This is a genomic window from Paenibacillus sp. V4I7 (assembly GCF_030817275.1).
In the GTDB taxonomy this organism is placed as follows: Bacteria; Bacillota; Bacilli; order Paenibacillales; family NBRC-103111; genus Paenibacillus_E.
Genome location: NZ_JAUSZD010000002.1, coordinates 8,062,869 through 8,080,511, shown reverse-complemented (window position 1 = coordinate 8,080,511; position 17,643 = coordinate 8,062,869). Strand labels below are relative to the sequence as shown.

General features: G+C 46.8%; 18 protein-coding genes. 1 reads left to right on the top strand and 17 read right to left on the bottom strand.

Translation table 11 applies throughout. The annotated features are described in order from the left end of the window. Positions 1 to 8 precede the first annotated feature (8 nt). From QFZ80_RS37860 to QFZ80_RS37840, 5 genes are all read right to left on the bottom strand, one after another. The gene (locus QFZ80_RS37860) at positions 9 to 869 is read right to left on the bottom strand and encodes an ABC transporter permease (RefSeq protein ID WP_373460466.1); all 861 of its coding nucleotides are present in this window, start codon (positions 867 to 869) and stop codon (positions 9 to 11) included. 375 nt (positions 870 to 1,244) lie between these two features. Then, positions 1,245 to 2,270 (bottom strand): ABC transporter substrate-binding protein, encoded by a 1,026-nt coding sequence (locus QFZ80_RS37855; protein WP_307563735.1) that lies wholly within the window; start codon positions 2,268 to 2,270, stop codon positions 1,245 to 1,247. A 16-nt stretch (positions 2,271 to 2,286) separates the two neighbouring features. After that, entirely contained in the window at positions 2,287 to 3,051 is a 765-nt protein-coding gene (locus tag QFZ80_RS37850) for an ABC transporter permease (RefSeq protein ID WP_307549935.1), read from the bottom strand. Beyond that, positions 2,984 to 3,823 (bottom strand): ABC transporter ATP-binding protein, encoded by an 840-nt coding sequence (locus tag QFZ80_RS37845; protein ID WP_047687171.1) that lies wholly within the window; start codon positions 3,821 to 3,823, stop codon positions 2,984 to 2,986. Before QFZ80_RS37845 ends, QFZ80_RS37850 begins: the two co-directional genes overlap by 68 nt. A 39-nt stretch (positions 3,824 to 3,862) precedes the next feature. Next, entirely contained in the window at positions 3,863 to 5,122 is a 1,260-nt protein-coding gene (locus QFZ80_RS37840; protein ID WP_307563733.1) for a DUF445 domain-containing protein, read from the bottom strand. Positions 5,123 to 5,282: 160 nt separating this feature from the next. Here QFZ80_RS37840 and QFZ80_RS37835 point away from each other — a divergent pair, with 160 nt between their 5' ends. Next, entirely contained in the window at positions 5,283 to 6,110 is an 828-nt protein-coding gene (locus tag QFZ80_RS37835) for a DUF2935 domain-containing protein (RefSeq protein WP_307549938.1), read from the top strand. 197 nt (positions 6,111 to 6,307) lie between these two features. Here the strand turns inward: QFZ80_RS37835 and QFZ80_RS37830 are convergent, their stop codons facing one another. From QFZ80_RS37830 to QFZ80_RS37775, 12 genes are all read right to left on the bottom strand, one after another. After that, on the bottom strand, positions 6,308 to 6,988 hold the full coding sequence (locus QFZ80_RS37830; RefSeq protein WP_307563730.1) for an HD domain-containing protein: 681 nt from the start codon (positions 6,986 to 6,988) through the stop codon (positions 6,308 to 6,310). After that, complete coding sequence (locus QFZ80_RS37825; protein WP_307563727.1) at positions 6,985 to 7,869, bottom strand: TrmB family transcriptional regulator; 885 nt, start codon at positions 7,867 to 7,869, stop codon at positions 6,985 to 6,987. Before QFZ80_RS37825 ends, QFZ80_RS37830 begins: the two co-directional genes overlap by 4 nt. A gap of 213 nt (positions 7,870 to 8,082) precedes the next feature. Further along, a complete protein-coding gene (locus QFZ80_RS37820; RefSeq protein ID WP_373460465.1) occupies positions 8,083 to 8,766 on the bottom strand; it encodes an MgtC/SapB family protein in 684 nt (227 codons plus the stop codon). A gap of 241 nt (positions 8,767 to 9,007) precedes the next feature. After that, the gene (locus tag QFZ80_RS37815) at positions 9,008 to 9,697 is read right to left on the bottom strand and encodes a response regulator transcription factor (RefSeq protein ID WP_047687167.1); all 690 of its coding nucleotides are present in this window, start codon (positions 9,695 to 9,697) and stop codon (positions 9,008 to 9,010) included. Beyond that, a complete protein-coding gene (locus QFZ80_RS37810; protein WP_307549944.1) occupies positions 9,694 to 11,169 on the bottom strand; it encodes a sensor histidine kinase in 1,476 nt (491 codons plus the stop codon). The genes QFZ80_RS37815 and QFZ80_RS37810 overlap by 4 nt, the downstream gene beginning before the upstream one ends. A gap of 5 nt (positions 11,170 to 11,174) precedes the next feature. After that, complete coding sequence (locus QFZ80_RS37805) at positions 11,175 to 11,924, bottom strand: ABC transporter permease (protein WP_307563726.1); 750 nt, start codon at positions 11,922 to 11,924, stop codon at positions 11,175 to 11,177. Beyond that, on the bottom strand, positions 11,917 to 12,654 hold the full coding sequence (locus QFZ80_RS37800) for an ABC transporter ATP-binding protein (protein WP_307563723.1): 738 nt from the start codon (positions 12,652 to 12,654) through the stop codon (positions 11,917 to 11,919). The genes QFZ80_RS37805 and QFZ80_RS37800 overlap by 8 nt, the downstream gene beginning before the upstream one ends. Positions 12,655 to 12,721: 67 nt before the next feature. Continuing rightward, on the bottom strand, positions 12,722 to 13,654 hold the full coding sequence (locus QFZ80_RS37795; RefSeq protein WP_307549950.1) for a hypothetical protein: 933 nt from the start codon (positions 13,652 to 13,654) through the stop codon (positions 12,722 to 12,724). Between the two features lie 202 nt (positions 13,655 to 13,856). Beyond that, positions 13,857 to 15,020 (bottom strand): Ger(x)C family spore germination protein, encoded by a 1,164-nt coding sequence (locus tag QFZ80_RS37790; protein WP_307563721.1) that lies wholly within the window; start codon positions 15,018 to 15,020, stop codon positions 13,857 to 13,859. Beyond that, positions 15,017 to 16,468 (bottom strand): spore germination protein, encoded by a 1,452-nt coding sequence (locus tag QFZ80_RS37785; protein ID WP_307563719.1) that lies wholly within the window; start codon positions 16,466 to 16,468, stop codon positions 15,017 to 15,019. The genes QFZ80_RS37790 and QFZ80_RS37785 overlap by 4 nt, the downstream gene beginning before the upstream one ends. Next, complete coding sequence (locus QFZ80_RS37780; protein ID WP_307563718.1) at positions 16,468 to 17,082, bottom strand: GerAB/ArcD/ProY family transporter; 615 nt, start codon at positions 17,080 to 17,082, stop codon at positions 16,468 to 16,470. Before QFZ80_RS37780 ends, QFZ80_RS37785 begins: the two co-directional genes overlap by 1 nt. Next, positions 17,072 to 17,560 (bottom strand): GerAB/ArcD/ProY family transporter, encoded by a 489-nt coding sequence (locus QFZ80_RS37775; RefSeq protein WP_307563716.1) that lies wholly within the window; start codon positions 17,558 to 17,560, stop codon positions 17,072 to 17,074. Before QFZ80_RS37775 ends, QFZ80_RS37780 begins: the two co-directional genes overlap by 11 nt. Between the last annotated feature and the right edge of the window lie 83 nt (positions 17,561 to 17,643).

The window sequence follows — 17,643 nt, the reverse complement described above, 5'->3', positions numbered from 1 at the left end:
TGGTAACGTTACCATATTGATTCGTCAAAAAACTTTTTGGAAGCACGATTAGCAGCTACAACAAGAATCAGTCCAATAACACCCTGCATTAAACCAACAGCAGTCGCATAGCCGTATTGTCCATTTTGAAGCCCTACACGAATGATATAGGTGTCAAGAATATCGGCTAACTCCATATTTCCAGGTGTTCTCATGAGATAAATTTGATCAAATCCCGCCTGTAGAATGCTGCCCAGCGACAAAATAAACAGGATCGAAATCGTTAATCGAATGCCCGGCAAGGTAACGTGCCAGATTTCATGCCATTTATTAGCACCATCAATTTTGGCGGCTTCATGCAGCTCAGGATTAATGCTGGCAATAGCGGCCAAATAAATGATGGAATCCCATCCTATGCTTTGCCAAATATGGCTTCCAAACATGAGTGGATAAAAGTACTTGCTCTCCATCATGAAAAAAGTACTTCCGTCTCCGCCGAAGAATCGAATTGCCTCGTTCAGCAGCCCTGTTTCGGGAGCAAGCACTCGCTGCATAAGGCCAATGACGATAACCCAGGAAAGAAAATGCGGCAAATAGGATATGCTCTGTGTGATTCCGCGAAATCTTCGGCTTCTGACCTCATTGAACATCAGCGCAAGCAGAATCGGAAAAGGCAGCCCCAGAAATACTTTGATACTGCTGATAATAAGTGTGTTTTTAATCAACTTTGCGCTTTGATAATCGTTAAAAAAGGCTTTGAAATACGTTAACCCCACCCAAGGACTGCCAAGGATTCCCTTGTTAAACTGGTAATTCTTAAAGGCTAGCATGAGTCCACCCATCGGGATATACGAAAAAATAACGAAAAATACAATACAGGGAAGGAGCATGAGATATAAATGCTTGTGCCCAAGTATTCTTTTCCCCAGATCCGCATTTTTCTTCTTCGCCGCAGCGCCAACTCTTGCTTGCGGCAGATTCGTTTCCATGTTATAACCACCTTCCCTATTGGTTTCTGCAAACTTGTCTGGTATCGATTCCATATTACCTAAAATAAAAGAATCGAGATAAGAATTAAACAAGTAAGCGTTCTATGGAATCGCTTTCATACTGGAACTATTTCCAGTATAATGAAAGTGGTTTCGTTTGACAATACTTTTTTGAGTTCATATTTTTTAAATTTTCTGTAAAATAATTCTTCATCCTGTAGGAATGAAAAAGAAGCCAGCTCCATCCAAGATTCGGATCGAAACAGGCTTCTTACCTTACTTCTCGCTCTTTACTTCTTCGAGCATCGACAAATCGACGAATTTACTAAGGTTGAGCTCCTCTTTGTTAATGCCCTTAATATAGCGAGCATCGATGGACACCTTTGCCATCTCCTCCATCACCTTGACGTCAACGTCAGTGGTGAGTTTCAAACGGCTCAGTGAGGCTTTGATCAGGTCTATGTCCATTCCTTTACCGCTGTATTGCTTCAGCTGGTTGTTGATGAGATCATAGGCTTGCTCCGGACTGTTCTGGATGAACGCGATGCCATCCCTATTCGCCTTGATCGCGCCTTTCACCATATCCCGGTGCCGCGCAATGTACTTGTCGCTCGCGACCATGATGACCGTCGGATAATTGCCGTTGTTCGGCGGGATCGCCTTCCAGTCGACGACGACTTTGCCAAGTCCGGCCTTCTCGATCTGTGTCCCCCATGGCTCGGGGACGAGCGTCGCATCGATCTCCTTCTGACGGAAGGAGATCAGCGCATCCGACGGGGAGCGCACGATGAGGTGGGCGTTGTCCGCACCTCGACCCAAGCCCACTCCCTCTTGCTCAAGCAGCAGACGGAGTGAGATTTCGTTCGTGTTCCCTTTGGAAGGAATCGCAATTGTTTTATCTACTAAATCTTTAACGCTATTAATTCCTGTGCCATTCCGAGCCACAAGCACCGCGCCGCCATTATTCGAACCGGATACGACCCGGTAATTCTCACTTTTCAAAAAGAAAGTTGTCGCAGGTCCAGGACCAACGAATCCGATATCGATATCCCCTGTCGCCATAGCGATAGATAGGTCAGAGCCGTTATCGAAGGCTGTAACCTCAATCTTAACTTCGTTGCCCCATTCCCGAACGAAATAACCTTTTTCCAGCGCGATATAGGCTGCGGCATGTGTGACATTTTTGAATACACCGACTCGTACCACTTGTGCTTTGCCTGTAGGAGTCAGCTTCTCACCACAAGCACTTACCATCACAACCACGATCAGAAGCAGAAGCATCAGCCATGCACGTTTTCTCATCCGACCCGCCCCCTACTCAAGACTTCGAGCCAGCGAGGCCGTATCGCTCTAGCACTTTGTCTTCAAGTTTCTTAAAGCAGAAGTGATCAGATACCGTGCCCAGTACCGCGATAATAATGACAATACACAGCATCAGTGATGTATCGCCAAGATTTCTTCCGTCCTGCAATAGCTGGCCTAGACCAGCCCCTTTGGCAATAAGCTCACCGGCAACAAGCGCGCGCCATGCGAAAGCCCAAGCCGTGCGAACACCATTGATCAAATGCGGGAAAGCGGCAGGAATCATGACCTGCACGAATAAATTAAACCCATTGCCCGTTCCCATCGTTTGCGCGGCGCGTAAATAAATGGGGGGGATGTTTTTGATCCCTGTGCGGCTGGCCAAGGCCATCGTCCAGGTTGCTCCGAGTGTCGTAATGAAAATAACAGATGATTCGTTAAGACCAAACCAAATAATAGCAAAAGGCAGCCAAGCAATACTCGGAATGGTCTGCAAAGAAACCACCAGAAATCCAAGTGTATCATCCAGCATTCTGTAACGTGCGAATAAGAACCCAAGTGTTGTGCCTATTAGCAAAGACAAAGCAAAGGAAACCACCAACCTCGCCATACTTGCAAATGTCGCTTGGAGCAGTTCACCATGCACCAACCCATCGTAGAAGGCTTGCAAGGTTTGGGTAGGCGAAGGGAACTTCCATCCCCATCCGAATAATCTAAATCCCGCCTCCCAAGCTATCAGAAGCAGTACCAGAAAAATCGTTCTTCTTGATGCTGTACTCATCGCCAGTCTCCTCCCTTACCACTTTCTCCAGCTCGTCTGCCAACGCGTCCATGATCGAATTCTCCACATGATGGAGCACGGTGTCTGCACTATCCCGAGGTCTCGCCGCTTTCACGGCGAACTCCTTCTTAATGGTCCCGGGACGCGTGGACATCACGAATACACGGTCCGAGAGGATCACGGCTTCACGAATGTTATGGGTGATGAAGAGGATCGTTTTTCGCGTACGCATCCAGATTTCTTCCAGTTCTTTATGCAAAATAAGGCGCGTTTGCTCATCCAAAGCGGCAAAAGGCTCATCCATCAGCAATATCTCTGGGTCCATAGCAAGCGCCCGGGCGATGGCGGCCCGCTGCTTCATCCCGCCCGAAAGCTCATGCGGATAACGATCCGTAAAACGGCTGAGATGCACAGCTTTGATCTGTTCCATCGCCAGCTCGTAACGCTCTTTTTTACCAATACCCTTCTGCTTGAGACCGAAGGCTACATTGTCCAGCACCGTCAACCATGGGAATAGACCATGCTCCTGGAACACGACGACACGGTCCGCTCCAGCGCCGGTCACCTTTTTCCCATTCACCTGAATAACGCCTTCACTCTGCGTATCGAAGCCTGCGACCAAATTCAACACGGTCGATTTCCCGCATCCGGACGGGCCCAGCAGGGAGACGAACTCCCCTTTTTCAATCGTTAAAGTGATATTATCCAGCGCCTGATAGCTGCCGCCTAATCGCTGAACAAACGTCTTACTAACTCCTTTAATCTCGATCAAAATGCCTACCTCCACTCGGGATGCCCCGTCGTTTTTCACCTAAAACAACATTTTTAATCCTGCCAAGCCAAGTCCGATAATAAAACCGCATATCGCACCGTTGACACGAATCCACTGCAAATCATTGCCGAGCTTATCTTCCATTAACTGGGTCAGCTTATCGTTCGTCAGCTTATCCAGATTTTCTTTGACGAGTTGACCGATTTTGCTATGATTTTTCTCCAAATAAGCAGCGATTTGCTCTTGAATCCAGCTCTCGCCGCGCTGCAGCATATCCTCGTTTTCTTTCACTGAAATCAGCATTTTACGAACCACCGGAACCACATGCTGAGGCACAAAATCCGGCTGATCCACGAAATCCTCTGCCTTCGCCTTCAACCGCTCTAACAGCCCCGATAATTTCTCATCGAGATCAAATAGGCCCGGCAGCTTCGCTTTCAAGCCTTCTAGCTCAGCCAAAAGCTGTGGATTCCGCTCAAGCTTGTTCAGTTCATTCCGAATAAAGGTAAGAACCGCTTCCCTGCGCGGATGATTCTTCGTTCGCATTTGCTCAATGTAGGAAAGAACGAAGTTCTGGATAATGCCCCCGATCTTCTCTTCATTCACCATACCGATGAAGGCATTAACGGCAAATGCCATGAAGCCATTCGACTGCAGGCCCTCGAACGCTTTGAGCGCCATTGCACCCAACTGATCGCGCGTATCCGACTTAACGGCCCATGCTTCCACTTTATCGATAACAAAATCAAACGTTTTGCCGTCATAACCGCCATCAACAATGCTGTCCACAATCGTACTAACGAGTCGACTCGTGTCTACTTCTTGTAGAGCCTTATGAATTTCCTCCGCTAAAAGCGGCGTCAATTTGTCCAGATCAATCGCATTTAGAGCCTGTTTGGCTAGTGTCGAGAGACCCTTGTGAAGCGCCACATTATCCAAATGGCTTTCCGCCAGCTCAAGCCCATGTTCTAGGAAACGAATTTGCTGCAAACGAACACGAATGGTTTCTTTGGAAAGCAGTTCATTTTCAACAGTCGAGACAAGCGCTTTCGTAATCTTCTCACGATTTTTCGGCAATAATGCCGTATGCGGAATCGGAATGCCCAGAGGGTGACGGAACAGGGCACTAACCGCAAACCAGTCAGCCAAACCGCCTACAACTCCAGCCTCAAAACCACCTTGCAAAAAGGTTCCCCATATTGTTGAAGATACCGGTGTGGGCAACGTGGCCAAAAAGCCTGCTCCCATAACCCCTAAGGAAACCGTCGCTATATACTTTGCTTCTCTTTTCATTGTCATAACATCTCTTTCTGCTCGAAGTTAATTAATCATTCCTTCTATTTTATCACAAAATGCGACGAATACCGTTCTCGAACCTTTTTTTGTTGAATACACTTCGTTGATACGTAATAAATGAATGGGCATGGCGTAAAGTTTTAGTTATAGGAGGAGATTTTTCATGAGCCTAAATGAGACAATAACACCATGGCAGGAGCATTTATTCTGGGTCGAAATTTTACAGGATCATGCCATCTTTGTGGACGAGGCGCTCGCGAATGAAGAGGTGCAATGGATTACGATTGCCAAGCGTTACATTGGTGCTTTCACAGAGCTGCGGAACCGCATTTTGAAAACTGATCCAAGACTGCCTGTCTCCTCAGAAACGATGATTCAGCTCTCTAAAGATATTTACCCTGTTGTTCAAGGTTATTATCAATTCGAGGGCTATTTGCAGCATCTTCGCATCCAAAATAAAATCGTTGTCTCCTTAACTCCCGTCTATTTCAATGGAACCCTTTTGGAAAATGGTGAATATATACGGATTTTACATTATTGGATGAACGGTACTCCTTATGAGCCCCTTCCGCTTGTTACGCTGGTGGAAATGTGGCTGGAGGATCAACTCGGTCATGCTGTTCTTCTAGGCAATCATTTGGACCCTACGGAATTGGAGCTGATCAAAACCACACAACTATTCGCTCAACAATTCAGTGCTCACATCGTTACAAACACAGCAATCCGCGGCTTCCTCCGCTTCACAGCGCCTAATTTCCCCGTTCAGCAAAAGTTTGCCCGGCAAGTGGCCGAAACCGTCATCCGTTTTTACCATGTCGTCGAGGGTGTTATTCGCGATTATCAAGAAACCGAACTGCTCAGCCGGTTGACACTGCGGTTCCTTGAGCATCATATACCCGAGTCGTGCTATTTCCTGCGCAAGCTGGCGGCCTATAATGTGGAAATTCTGGCTCTTCCGAATTGTCCGTTGACGAAGCCTTCTTTTGAGTAACAGCTTTGGGAAATGCCCTGAGGGCGAAAATATCCACTCCGGAGTTGTACAAAGTGCAAGAATTTCTCTCAAATCGGGCATCTTTGAAGCAAATTAGAACAAATTGTTGCACAGCGTACAACAATCTTATCTGCAAAAGCGAAAAAGACCGCCCTATCTCACCAAAAAAAGAGCCATCATTGGCTCTTTTTCGTTTGTTATCGCTCGCCTTCCCACTCCGCATAAAACTGTTCGAGGTACTGCTCCATGAAGCGATGCCGCTCCTCTGCCAGCTGCCGGGCGTAGTCTGTGTTCATAAGCTCCTTCAATTTCAGGAGCTTCTCGTAGAAGTGATTAATCGCGGTATCTTTCCCAGCGCGATACTCCGCCTCCGTCATGTGCTCACGCGCCGTGACGGAAGGATCGTGAATCGGGCGGCCTTTCCAGCCCGAATAAGCGAATACGCGCGAGATGCCTACCGCGCCTATCGCATCCAAACGGTCGGCATCCTGCACGACCTGGCCTTCTAGCGTACGCATAGGCGGACGCGCGCCGCCCTTGAACGACATCGTGCTGATGATCTCCAGCACGTGCTGCACTTGCTCCGCTGGCGTACCGCTGGCAGCGAGCCAAGCCTCCAGTTCGCGCTGCGCAGCGGCTGGATCGGCGTTCAGCTTCTCGTCGACGACGTCGTGAAGCAGCGCCGCAAGCTCACAAACGAAGCCGTCGGCGCCCTCCTGGGCGGCAATGCGCTTCGTCGTCTGCACCACGCGATAGATGTGCCACCAGTCGTGGCCGCTGCTATCGCGCTCGAGCTTCTCTTTCACGAGTGCCTCCGCCGCGAGTAGGATGATCTCTTGCTCTTCTATATTCAGGTATTCCCCGTCACGCTGCATCATTTCTTCTTCTTCCTCTTTCCTTCGGGAGACTTTCCTTCATTAAACTTGCCTTCCATGGATTTTCCTGCACCCGCTGGCATAATATCCTTCTCTTTTGCCTCGGTGTACTTCTGGATAATTTTCTTGAAGTTCTTGCCGTATTTATCTTCCAGCTTCGCGCCCATATCCTGCTGCAACTCGTGGATCACCACATCACGGAAAAAATTATTCAGCAGCAGCTCCACCATCGCCGGATGCTCTGTCAACATCGCCAATGTCGGCTCATCACCGCCTCGCGTACCAATAATCGCCAGCCTACGGTCGATCAGCAGCGTAAATTTCCGCCCTTTGAACTTCTGCCAGCCCTCTTCGCGTCCGTGCCGGAATTGATGAACCCCGCTTGGCAGCTCTGCTTCGCCAATCGTCGAAACCAGCAATCGCACGCCTTGCGCTGGCATTAGCCGAAGCTCTTCCTTCAGCAGCTGCGCTTCTTCCGACCATAGCTCACAGAGCGCTTCTTCCTTCGCCTTTTTCAGCTCAGTTCGTATACGCTCGATGACCTTAGCGTCTCCCTCCAAGCTGAAGTACTCCGAGCGGTGCGCATCCTGCTTCGGCATATGCGCTTTCACATAGCGGATCGAGGCTTGCAGCTCCGCTTCAATCCGCTCGCCGATCTCCTCGATCGGCACGCTCTGGTAATGCGTGGGCTCACCGTGACTGGTGAGCACAGCCCCCTTCTCCGCGAGCTTCTGCAGCGCGGAGTAGACGTTCGAGCGCGAAACGCCAAGCTGCTTGGCGATTTCGTAGCCCGTCTGTGTGCCGCTTTCGGCGAGCACGTGCAGGCACTTGGCTTCTAGGTCCGTGAAGCCAAGGTTTTTTAAATGCAGATGAACATCCTCCATGCCAGCTCCCCTTTTCATTAACCCGTTATGATTTCTTGATCAATATTGTAACATGATTTTTCACTACAAGTTGAATAGACTTCCGCTCCCTATCTAGTACTTTAGCTGAACTCGGTACAAGATTCGCAGCTGCATCAGGTAATGCGAGCTAATTATAAAAAGGACCAAATTGCGTCAAAAACCACAATCCGATCCTATTACTTCTTTTGTCCCCTACAAGGTCTCAACTTCCGCAATCTCAATGTAATCCATACTTTTCAACTCATCATACACTTCCGAAGCATATTTTCTATCAATATACACGATGAAATGCAGCTCTTGCTGCTCCTGATTCAGCTCTTTAATATGTACGCTTTTCATCTTGTAGCCTTTGGCAATGATCGCTTTAATAATCGTTGTTAAGTTGCCGTCATGGGAGACGACGAGCCTCACGCGCAAGTCCTTCATAATCAGCGGTCTTGGACCCATTTTCTTAATAAAATAAGGCAAGAGAACGACGCTAATCATGATTAATACGAGTCCAAAAAAGGCTTCTACAAAGAAACCTGCCCCAACCGCGATGCCAAGTCCAGCAGCTCCCCATATCATTGCAGCCGTCGTTAACCCGACTATGACATCATTATGCTTGCGAAGAATCACCCCGGCCCCGAGGAAACCAATCCCGCTGACTACTTGCGCAGCAAGCCGCATAGGATCCATGACATGAAGTCCCATGACCGCATATTTATTTGCTGATTCGATTGAAACAATCGTCAACAAACAACTGCTTAAGCAAATGACTAAAGAAGTTTTCAGACCCAGCGGTTTATTCCTGATTTCCCGTTCCAAACCAATAATTAAACCGAAAATAGCGGAAATCCCTAATCTCATTAAAATGTTTACATCCACGGATAGCATCATTGTAAGTATTCTCCTCTGTGTAAATTACCTTTACAATATCTTAACATTTCATAGGAGTAAATGACCATTTGTTAATTACAAAATCATCATACTGGCTCGGAAAAGTGAGCTTATGTCAGACGGTGGCCAGAATATAGAGCCTAAGAAGTCCGTTTCTGAGCCCTCGCCGAGCGAAGCAAGACAACCCCACAAAACAAAAAGCCCAAGAAGAGTCATGCACTCTTCCCAGGCTTTCCTATCAAATCCTAAAGCGGTATCCCGCTCCCCAGATGGTTTCGATGTATTGCGGGTTGGACGGATCTTGCTCGATTTTCTCGCGCAGCTTGCGAATATGTACCGTTACTGTCGCGATTTCCCCCATGGCGTCCATGCCCCATAGAAGGTCAAAAAGCTGCTCTTTGCTGTACACCCGATTCGGATTCATCGCCAAATGAGTGAGCAGATCGAATTCTTTCGTCGTGAAGACGACTTCTTTCTCGTTTACAAACACACGGCGCGCTGTTTTATCAATCATCAAACCGCGAATGCGGACTTCATCATTCCGCGTTTCGCGCCGTCCCATCAGCCGTTCGTAGCGAGCTAAATGGGCTTTTACTCTGGCCACCAGCTCGCTGGGGCTGAAGGGCTTGATCATGTAATCGTCAGCGCCGAGGCCGAGGCCGCGAATTTTATCGATGTCTTCCTTTTTAGCGGAAACCATCACGATGGGAATGTCCTTCTCACTGCGAATACGCCGGCAGATTTCGAAGCCGTCCACCTTCGGCAGCATCAGGTCGAGAATAATGAGATCGTAGTCCGTAGAAAGGGCTCGCTGGAGCCCCTTGTCCCCGCTATTTTCGATATCAACTTCATAGCCGCTGATCTCCAAATAATCCCGCTCCAGCTCTGCTATACTTTGCTCGTCTTCAATAATTAAGATTCGACTCATCCTTCGCTCTCCCCCTGCCGACTAAGCGGTAATGCCATGTACACGGTCGTCCCCCGTCCAATGATACTGGATGCGCTGATTCTCCCGCCGTGCTCTTCCATAATTTGTTTGGCTATTGCCAGTCCAAGCCCGCTTCCTCCGGTAGCCGTGTTACGTGAAGGATCTGCCCGGTAAAACCGATCAAAAATATGAGGAAGCGACTCCTCCGATATGCCTTGACCTCTATCTTTTATTTGAATGACGGCATTGCCGTCTATCTCTCTCAACGTTAAGGTAATGTGGCATTTGCCTTCTTCACTATATTTTATCGCATTTTCGATAATGTTCAGCAGGACACGTCTGAGCTTGTCACGGTCTGCTGTTACATACAGCGGTGACTTCGGCAGCTCGGTGAGCGCGAACTGAACCCCTTTTTTCTCCATATCAAACTGCAATTCCTGCGCGCAATCCAACACGTATTGTCCGAGATCAACCTTCTCGAATTGAAATGGCACTTTGCCCAAATCCAGCTTGGAGAACAGAAATAATTCATCAATGAGCCGATCCATATCAGCTGCTTTGTTATAGATGGTTCGAATGTACCGATCCAGCTTATCTGGGGAATTCGATACACCATCCATAATCCCCTCGACATATCCTTTAATCGCCGTAACCGGCGTCTTGAGATCGTGGGAAATATTCGAAATAAGCTCCTTACGGTTCTCTTCATATTGAAGCTGAATCTCCACGGACTTCTTGAGCTTACGACGCATTTCTTCAAATGCCGTACTAAGCTCACCGATTTCATCATCGGAATGCGGTACAATCTCAAAGTCGAGATTGCCCTCTTTGATCTCCACCGCCGCTCGTTTGAGTGCTTTAAGAGGTTTAATAATACTGCGAGAAACGAAGTAAGTCAGTACACCATTCGTTAATACGAGAATGAGAATAAACGTAACAATAACGGATTTGGAAAACTGGTGAAGATATTTTTGAAAGGGACCGCCGTCTAGGAAAACGAATACAGATCCTTTACTTTTATCCGAAAATAAAAAGTCCTGCTGCCTAGTTATCCACAGGGAACCATGATTGCGCTGAAATTGACCCGAGGATGTGCCAAAAGAAGGCAATTTAGATGTATTCTCAGCCTCTCCTTGCTTTAAATAAGGTGATATATACGTAATCTCTTTATCCTTCCGGATAATGATGCCCATATTAATTTTATGGAATTTCTCCTCTAGATCCTTTACGAATGCAGGATCCAGAAAAGCATCCGGTTCCGTATCCGTCTTCGCTTTCATATAAGCGACATTTTCTAGTTCTTGATCAACAACACGTTTGATCGGATTGCCTTGGGAGAAATCAACCTGAAAGACCGACTTCAGATTCCCAAACGTTGCGACGCTGATTAAGATCACGGCTAGCACGGAGAGCACAAGCGGTACAAGCAGCATGGCTATATAGGAAAGTACCAGCCGTAAACGAATCGACATCCGGATCAAATCTCCTTTTTATCAAACAAATAAAATCCTGCTGTAAAAAACAATATACTACACGCCGTCAAAAACATAAAGATGCTGCTCATCTTACCAATGGCCATCGAGCTGCCAATCCAGAGCATATGCCAATCTGTGTAAGCTGTTGGCGAGTAGGTTGCAATTTGCGGAATGAAGAAAGCAGCTACTTTAAACGCCAAATAAAGAAGAATGCTAACGGTCAATGCGGAGCTGCTGCTGGAGAAGAACTGCGCGAGAAGCACGGCTGCAATACTGAGCACAAGCAGAGGAATGAAGGCCGAACCATAGGCGAGGAACCAAGTAAGTACTGTACTTACGCCTCCGAAGTCTTGAAAAAATAGGGCTGATAGGATCGAAGCCAGCAAAGCAGCGATTAAATAGAGTGCAATGTACACGCCCAGCGCAATTTGCTTGGATGCGAAAACCTTGAAGCGAGTGATCGGCCGCGTGAGCGTGTTCTTCATCGTTCGTTCACCCATTTCACCAGCGAATACATCCGCGGCTCCCATGAACACGAACAAAGGCAGGAATATACTCGTAAACAAACCGAGCATGACGATAGGGAAATCACCCGATGCAATGGCTCCGATGCCGATGCCGCTTTGAAAGCGTGCAAGCAATAAGCCTGCAATAACCGGAAGAAGCAGCGTAACAGCTAGGAAGAAAATGGTTTTCTTCTTCGATGCGAGTTTGATCGTTTCGTTCCAGACGTTGGCGGTTAAGCTATGCATGAGCAGCGAGCCTCCTGACTTCATTGATTTCGCGCAAGTACGCTTCTTCCAGCGTCGCGCTGCCTTTGGCTAATTCGGATACAAGCCCCTCGCGAACAAGCCGCCCTTGATGAATGATGCCCATGCGATTGCACATCAGCTCCATTTCATGAATGAGATGGCTGGAGATGAGGAAGGTAATTCGCTCTTCACGCGCTAAGTGCATGATGATTTCACGAATATGAACCATCCCTTCAATATCGAGTCCATTCGTCGGTTCATCGAGAATTAGCAGTTCAGGCTTCGAAAGCATCGCTGCCGCTAGTCCGAGCCGCTGCTTCATGCCAAGTGAGTAGCCCGCAACCTTTTCGTGCTGAAAAGGGGTGAGTCCGACGATCTCTAGCACTTCGTCCACTCGCTGCTTGCCGATCCCAGGATAAAAGCGCGCCGCTAGCTCCAGATTCCGCTTGCCGCTCATATAGGTATACGCTTCCGCTGTTTCAATCAACACGCCAACCTTCGCCATTGCCTGCTCATAATGCGTAGACACATCCTGGCCGAACAGCTTTACTTCGCCTTGCTGTGCTCTTGTTAAACCAGTCATGATCTTCATAACCGATGTTTTACCGGCTCCATTGGGTCCGAAGAACCCATAGATATCGCCTTGCTGCACCGTCATATTCACTTGATGGATGCCGCGCAAATTTTTGTAAGTTTTCGTGAGGTTCTTAATTTCTACTACGGGTTTCATGAACGGGCCGCCTTTCAGGATGAATGAGGAGGTCAACGATCGTTGAATCCTCCTCTTGTCTTTCTATTTAATGCTTCTCTCCCCAGTTTTTGCGGGAATTCTCATCAAATTTCACATTTTCTACTTGCTTTCCGTTCAGATCAACCGTATCTGGCGTTGTCGAGTTCAGACTAGATAATGTCATATCTACACTCAACACCACATCATGCGCTGCACCCTGAGCATCCTTACCGGAAATATGAATTTGTGCCGTTTGATTCGTAATGTGGTTATCCGCATCCACGCTAGCGTTCACTTCGACCTCATCCATTTTGATGTCCGTTACAAGCTGAGGCAGGCTGTTTTTGAGTGTTGTTACATCTACACCAAGGGTATCCGCTTTAGCCGGTAGTGGACGGTGACTGTTCTCTACAGTGCCATGTTTAATAACCAGCGAGCCAATTGTGTTCACAACGGGTGAAATCTGACTTCCGGACAGTTTGAAATGAATGTCCTTCACGTTACCAGGCGCTTCACTCATAGTTACATAGTTTTTCAGGTTACCAACCAATGCATCGACCACATTTTCCACTTCACTAATCACTTGTGGGTCAGGTGTATGGTTTCCGCGTTCATGCCCTTTGAATTTGCCCGGCATGCCGTCGCCTTCCAGTACTTTATACACCTCGGAATCTTCTGTTTTTACAATTTGCTTCCCATCTTGGCTGTAGAAGTGAATGGTTTGCTCATCCGTTCCACTTTTCACTGTGACTACAGCGCTGCCAGCGTGATCGACACCAGTGCTCTTAATCGTTGATTTCACATTGAGTAATGATGCTCCATTGTCTTGTAGGGACACATTCACCTGACGAGTCACATTCTCCACTGCTGCTGTCTGTTTGAATGCTGATTTGAATGTCTCATACCCGGGAGCATCTCCCACACCTGCATATACCGAGGTCACTAGCATCATGCTGCCTACCGCAACGCCTAATCCCAACATCGCTAACTTCTTATTCATATCTTATTTCCTCCGCGTATTCATACGCTTTATCTAATTTGGATGCGTTCCTCGCTTCCATGTATTCATCTTATCCCCTCTGCATTAACTGCCTCTAAATCACCTATTAACCGTGCCTAAAACAATTCTTAAAACTTTATTAAAAAAAGCCTCCAAAACCGCGATATCTGCGGAGAAGAAGGCTTCAAATATGGGTTAATGACTAATACTGCTGTTCCTTTTCTTTCATCTTAAGCATCCCTGAGTGGGACAGGCGGATATCTACTTTGATATCCCCTAATTCATAGTCTTCCAGCGGTTTCTCTCCGTTAGATGTAAGCTTAGACCACTCGGGAAAAGCTTGTTTATATAACGCATGTTCGAGCTGAAAAACATCCGTATCTTGCTTTTTTCCCTGCTTAAACGTTTGCTCGATTTCCTCTGCGATTTGTTTAACGATCTGTTTTTGCAGTGTATCTTCATCAACGTTCTCAAGCAATTCGGCAACGACGGCCTTGGCTTCGATATGAATATCGAATAGGGGTTGATCTCCTTTCATTCGAGGGGTAGTACGGGCTTTAGGCTTCTGAATTGCAACAGATAGTTCTGCCTTCCCATTTATATAAACGATCATAGGTGTACGGACGGTGCTTTTTTCTAACCAACGCGCACCTTTGAATTGATCCTCTGACAACCATTCCACATGATTTTTTTTAGCTATCGCATAGACACCGCTTACTTCTAATTTAGGATCTGGCTTTTCATTTTTCACCCACACGTCCTTACGAATGGCCAAGGAGGGCATCATCACCGTATTACCAGGCTCTCTAGCTAGGGCAGCAGCTCTGTACAATTTAAGCGGACGAATATAAGATCGTTGTAGGTAATTTTCTTCAGGCTGCATAAGAATAGACGCCAAAGGGGAGACATTGAAAAAAGGGATGACCGAAAAAATCGTCTCTATCGGCTCATCCGTACTATAAACCCATGGGGTAAACCTTGTTTCACCATAGCGTACGGAACTGTCAGTAAATTTACCTACACCATGCTTTAGGGCCTCTCTTGTAAAAACATAAGCACCCACATGCCCCCAAAAGACTCGTTGCTGCGTTGTTCTGTACAGACTGGCGAAAGCAGCATTAACCGTGTCCCCTTCCTCTTGTCCGACCCAAATCATCGGGGGTTGCCCTCCTTTACCGCCCTCCTGTTTAGCCACGCTAGAGAAATCCAACATTTGACAATACACCACATAGCGACCTTTTTGATAATCGAAGCCTATCGCAGTAATGTAATTCGTATCTTGGATCGTCTTTATATCCCAACAGCCTGTCTGACTAACCAGAAGCAGCATTCCGATGACCAGTCGTCCTAAACCTTTCGTAATCATGAGGACTCCCCGCCCTGGCGTGTGCCATCCTTCGTATTTAATGCCTTCGGTCTTCGCTTTATTTTGTTCCACGGCTTAGCCAGTAAGGAAGGTATGATATCCCTGAACTGAGGCGGCGACATGGGAGACAAGTAAGGAATACCGAATGATTCTAATGTTGATAAATATAAAATGAGCCCCATGAGGGATACCATAAATCCGTAAATACCGAAAATCGTGGATATCATCAAAATCATGATCCGCAGCACGGTAATTGTTCCTGCAAGTGATTGATTCACTAGGGTGTACATCGATATCGTCGAAATGGAGGTCACCACTAATGTTGTAGGACTCGTAATTCCCGCGCGTATCGCGGCGTCCCCAACAATTAGCCCACCAACGACAGTGACGGTTTGACCTACCACCTTGGGCAGCCGCGCTCCCGCTTCACGGAACAATTCGAACAGCAGCAGCATGATAATAAAATCCATCGGACCTGACAAGGGTAATCCCAGCCTAGAGGTGGAGATGGTGGCTACTAACGGATACGGGATTTGATCTAGATTAAAAGCGGAAAGTGAAATCCAAAAGCCAGGCAGTAAGGATGAAACGACCAACCCACCCAAGCGCAAAATACGTTCGAATGCTACATAATAGTAGGGGGTATGCACATCTTCGGGAGATTTCAGTATATACATCAGATTCGCTGGCGCAGTAAGAACCATCGGGGAACCATCGACCATGACCGCGAATCGTCCTCGCAGCAAGCTGTCCGCTACATAATCAGGTCTTCCCGTATAATCCAAAAGGGGGAAGAATGGGTATTTTCTCCCACACATCACTTCTTCTAATTGCGAGCTGCTAATCAGAGCATCAACGTTAATAGCTTGAAGCCGCTGCTTTGCTTCCTGGAGCACATTAGTATTTATTACATCGTTTATATAAAGAAGTGCTACAGAGGTTTTACTTCTCGTACCAATTTGCATCTTTTCACAGCAAAGACTGCGTGTCAGCAAGCGTTTGCGAACAAGTGCAATATTCATAATGATGCTTTCTGTAAAGGCATCTCTTGGACCTTTGATGGACGTCTCTGTACTTGATTCCTCCGGTGAGCGGTTGGGCGGTGAAGAAATATCCAGAGCATACAGCAATTGCGTCTCTTCGAAAAATAAGATCAGCGATCCTGCATACAACGAAACCGTCATCGACTCTATAGCATTAGAACCCGTAATTTCAATCAATTGAAGCATCGTATTTACATCTAGCTTAGAGGCGTTAACATCAACTTCATTTTTGAATAGACTTTCAAGTTTAGGCAGTACGAGATTCTCAATATGATCCATATTGGTCATACCTTCACAGTACATGAGCAACACTCGCCCCTTCGGATGAGCATCCGATAATCGGTAAGATTTCACGATGACATCATCAGACAACGCAAACCAATCCCGTAAATCCTGCTCATTCATTAGGCATTCTTCTCCTTTCGTTTCCCCGGCAGGATAGACATCACAAGCAAGACAAGAAGCAAGCTTAAGCCTATTCCAAACATAAGGGGATAATATCTATTTTGAATCAGATGCACCATCTCATTGTCTGTAACTGGGTACAAGCTCACTGTCAGGAACAACAGGCTAATCCCTAGCAGGATTAGAGTCCGTATGCGCTTCTTTTGAATACCAAGAAGATCCACACTAAGAAACATGAGCATCGACGTTCGGACACAAGCCCCTGATATCCATTGGAAAATAGACAAGAAATCCAAGTGGGAAATATATTTCCCCAAGGTAACCATACGCCATTGTTCAAAAGCTGGATATCTTAAATCCGCGGCTTCAAAGGGGCCAAATATGGCAATGGAACCCGTTAACGGCCCTATGGTAAGTCCAATCACACATACTGCGAGAATTAATAAAGCTGACAGTCGGATTCGCGTATCCACATGATGCTGGAGGAATACGATAGCTAGCAGTTCGAAGGAGGCACCGCAAGTAAGCATGATGGATGTAAGTGTAGGTCCATAACCGTGTGTAAATAAAGGTGTAAGCAGACTGTAGTCTTTATATTGAAAATTAGCTCCCATCCACAAAATACCCAAGCAAAACGACAATCGGCAGAAGAATACCTGCGGTGATCGCAATCGCTCGCAACCCTGATCTCGCTGCGAAGAAGCAAAAGATCATAAACAGAAGACTGATCATGAATGGCGGTGTCCGAGGTAAATAGGTTACATGTGTCCATGTCACCATATCTTTTATAGTTATAATTGCATTCACAAAACAAATGGCAATGAGACCTACTTTGAATGGAACAACGGCTATTTTACCAAATTTCCGTTTGATCCATTCCATCATATACTGCTGTTTCGTACGTTTAACAACGATATAAAGCAGACATACCCATATGAGCAAAGGAATCATGGCGACTGCTGCGCCGAACCAGGAATCACGTTTACCCCAATGCAGCAGCACCGGAATTAGTAAGACATGGTTCGTAATGCCAATGGAGAGGATTAAGACAAAATATAATTGAAGCGCGGTAATTTTCTTGGTTCCAGACATAAGCTAATCTCCCACATTGGTATTAGGTGGAAACTTTTTATAAGTTAAGATTTCCTATTCATGTGGATTTATGCGGTACGACA

Coding starts and splice junctions, on each gene's coding strand:
- QFZ80_RS37860 (WP_373460466.1), bottom strand. CDS start 869: ATGCTCCTTCCCTGTATTGTATTTTTCGTTATTTTTTCGTATATCCCG.
- QFZ80_RS37855 (WP_307563735.1), bottom strand. CDS start 2,270: ATGAGAAAACGTGCATGGCTGATGCTTCTGCTTCTGATCGTGGTTGTG.
- QFZ80_RS37850 (WP_307549935.1), bottom strand. CDS start 3,051: ATGAGTACAGCATCAAGAAGAACGATTTTTCTGGTACTGCTTCTGATA.
- QFZ80_RS37840 (WP_307563733.1), bottom strand. CDS start 5,122: ATGACAATGAAAAGAGAAGCAAAGTATATAGCGACGGTTTCCTTAGGG.
- QFZ80_RS37835 (WP_307549938.1), top strand. CDS start 5,283: ATGAGCCTAAATGAGACAATAACACCATGGCAGGAGCATTTATTCTGG.
- QFZ80_RS37830 (WP_307563730.1), bottom strand. CDS start 6,988: ATGATGCAGCGTGACGGGGAATACCTGAATATAGAAGAGCAAGAGATC.
- QFZ80_RS37825 (WP_307563727.1), bottom strand. CDS start 7,869: ATGGAGGATGTTCATCTGCATTTAAAAAACCTTGGCTTCACGGACCTA.
- QFZ80_RS37820 (WP_373460465.1), bottom strand. CDS start 8,766: ATGCTATCCGTGGATGTAAACATTTTAATGAGATTAGGGATTTCCGCT.
- QFZ80_RS37815 (WP_047687167.1), bottom strand. CDS start 9,697: ATGAGTCGAATCTTAATTATTGAAGACGAGCAAAGTATAGCAGAGCTG.
- QFZ80_RS37810 (WP_307549944.1), bottom strand. CDS start 11,169: ATGTCGATTCGTTTACGGCTGGTACTTTCCTATATAGCCATGCTGCTT.
- QFZ80_RS37805 (WP_307563726.1), bottom strand. CDS start 11,924: ATGCATAGCTTAACCGCCAACGTCTGGAACGAAACGATCAAACTCGCA.
- QFZ80_RS37800 (WP_307563723.1), bottom strand. CDS start 12,654: ATGAAACCCGTAGTAGAAATTAAGAACCTCACGAAAACTTACAAAAAT.
- QFZ80_RS37795 (WP_307549950.1), bottom strand. CDS start 13,654: ATGAATAAGAAGTTAGCGATGTTGGGATTAGGCGTTGCGGTAGGCAGC.
- QFZ80_RS37790 (WP_307563721.1), bottom strand. CDS start 15,020: ATGATTACGAAAGGTTTAGGACGACTGGTCATCGGAATGCTGCTTCTG.
- QFZ80_RS37785 (WP_307563719.1), bottom strand. CDS start 16,468: ATGAATGAGCAGGATTTACGGGATTGGTTTGCGTTGTCTGATGATGTC.
- QFZ80_RS37780 (WP_307563718.1), bottom strand. CDS start 17,082: ATGGGAGCTAATTTTCAATATAAAGACTACAGTCTGCTTACACCTTTA.
- QFZ80_RS37775 (WP_307563716.1), bottom strand. CDS start 17,560: ATGTCTGGAACCAAGAAAATTACCGCGCTTCAATTATATTTTGTCTTA.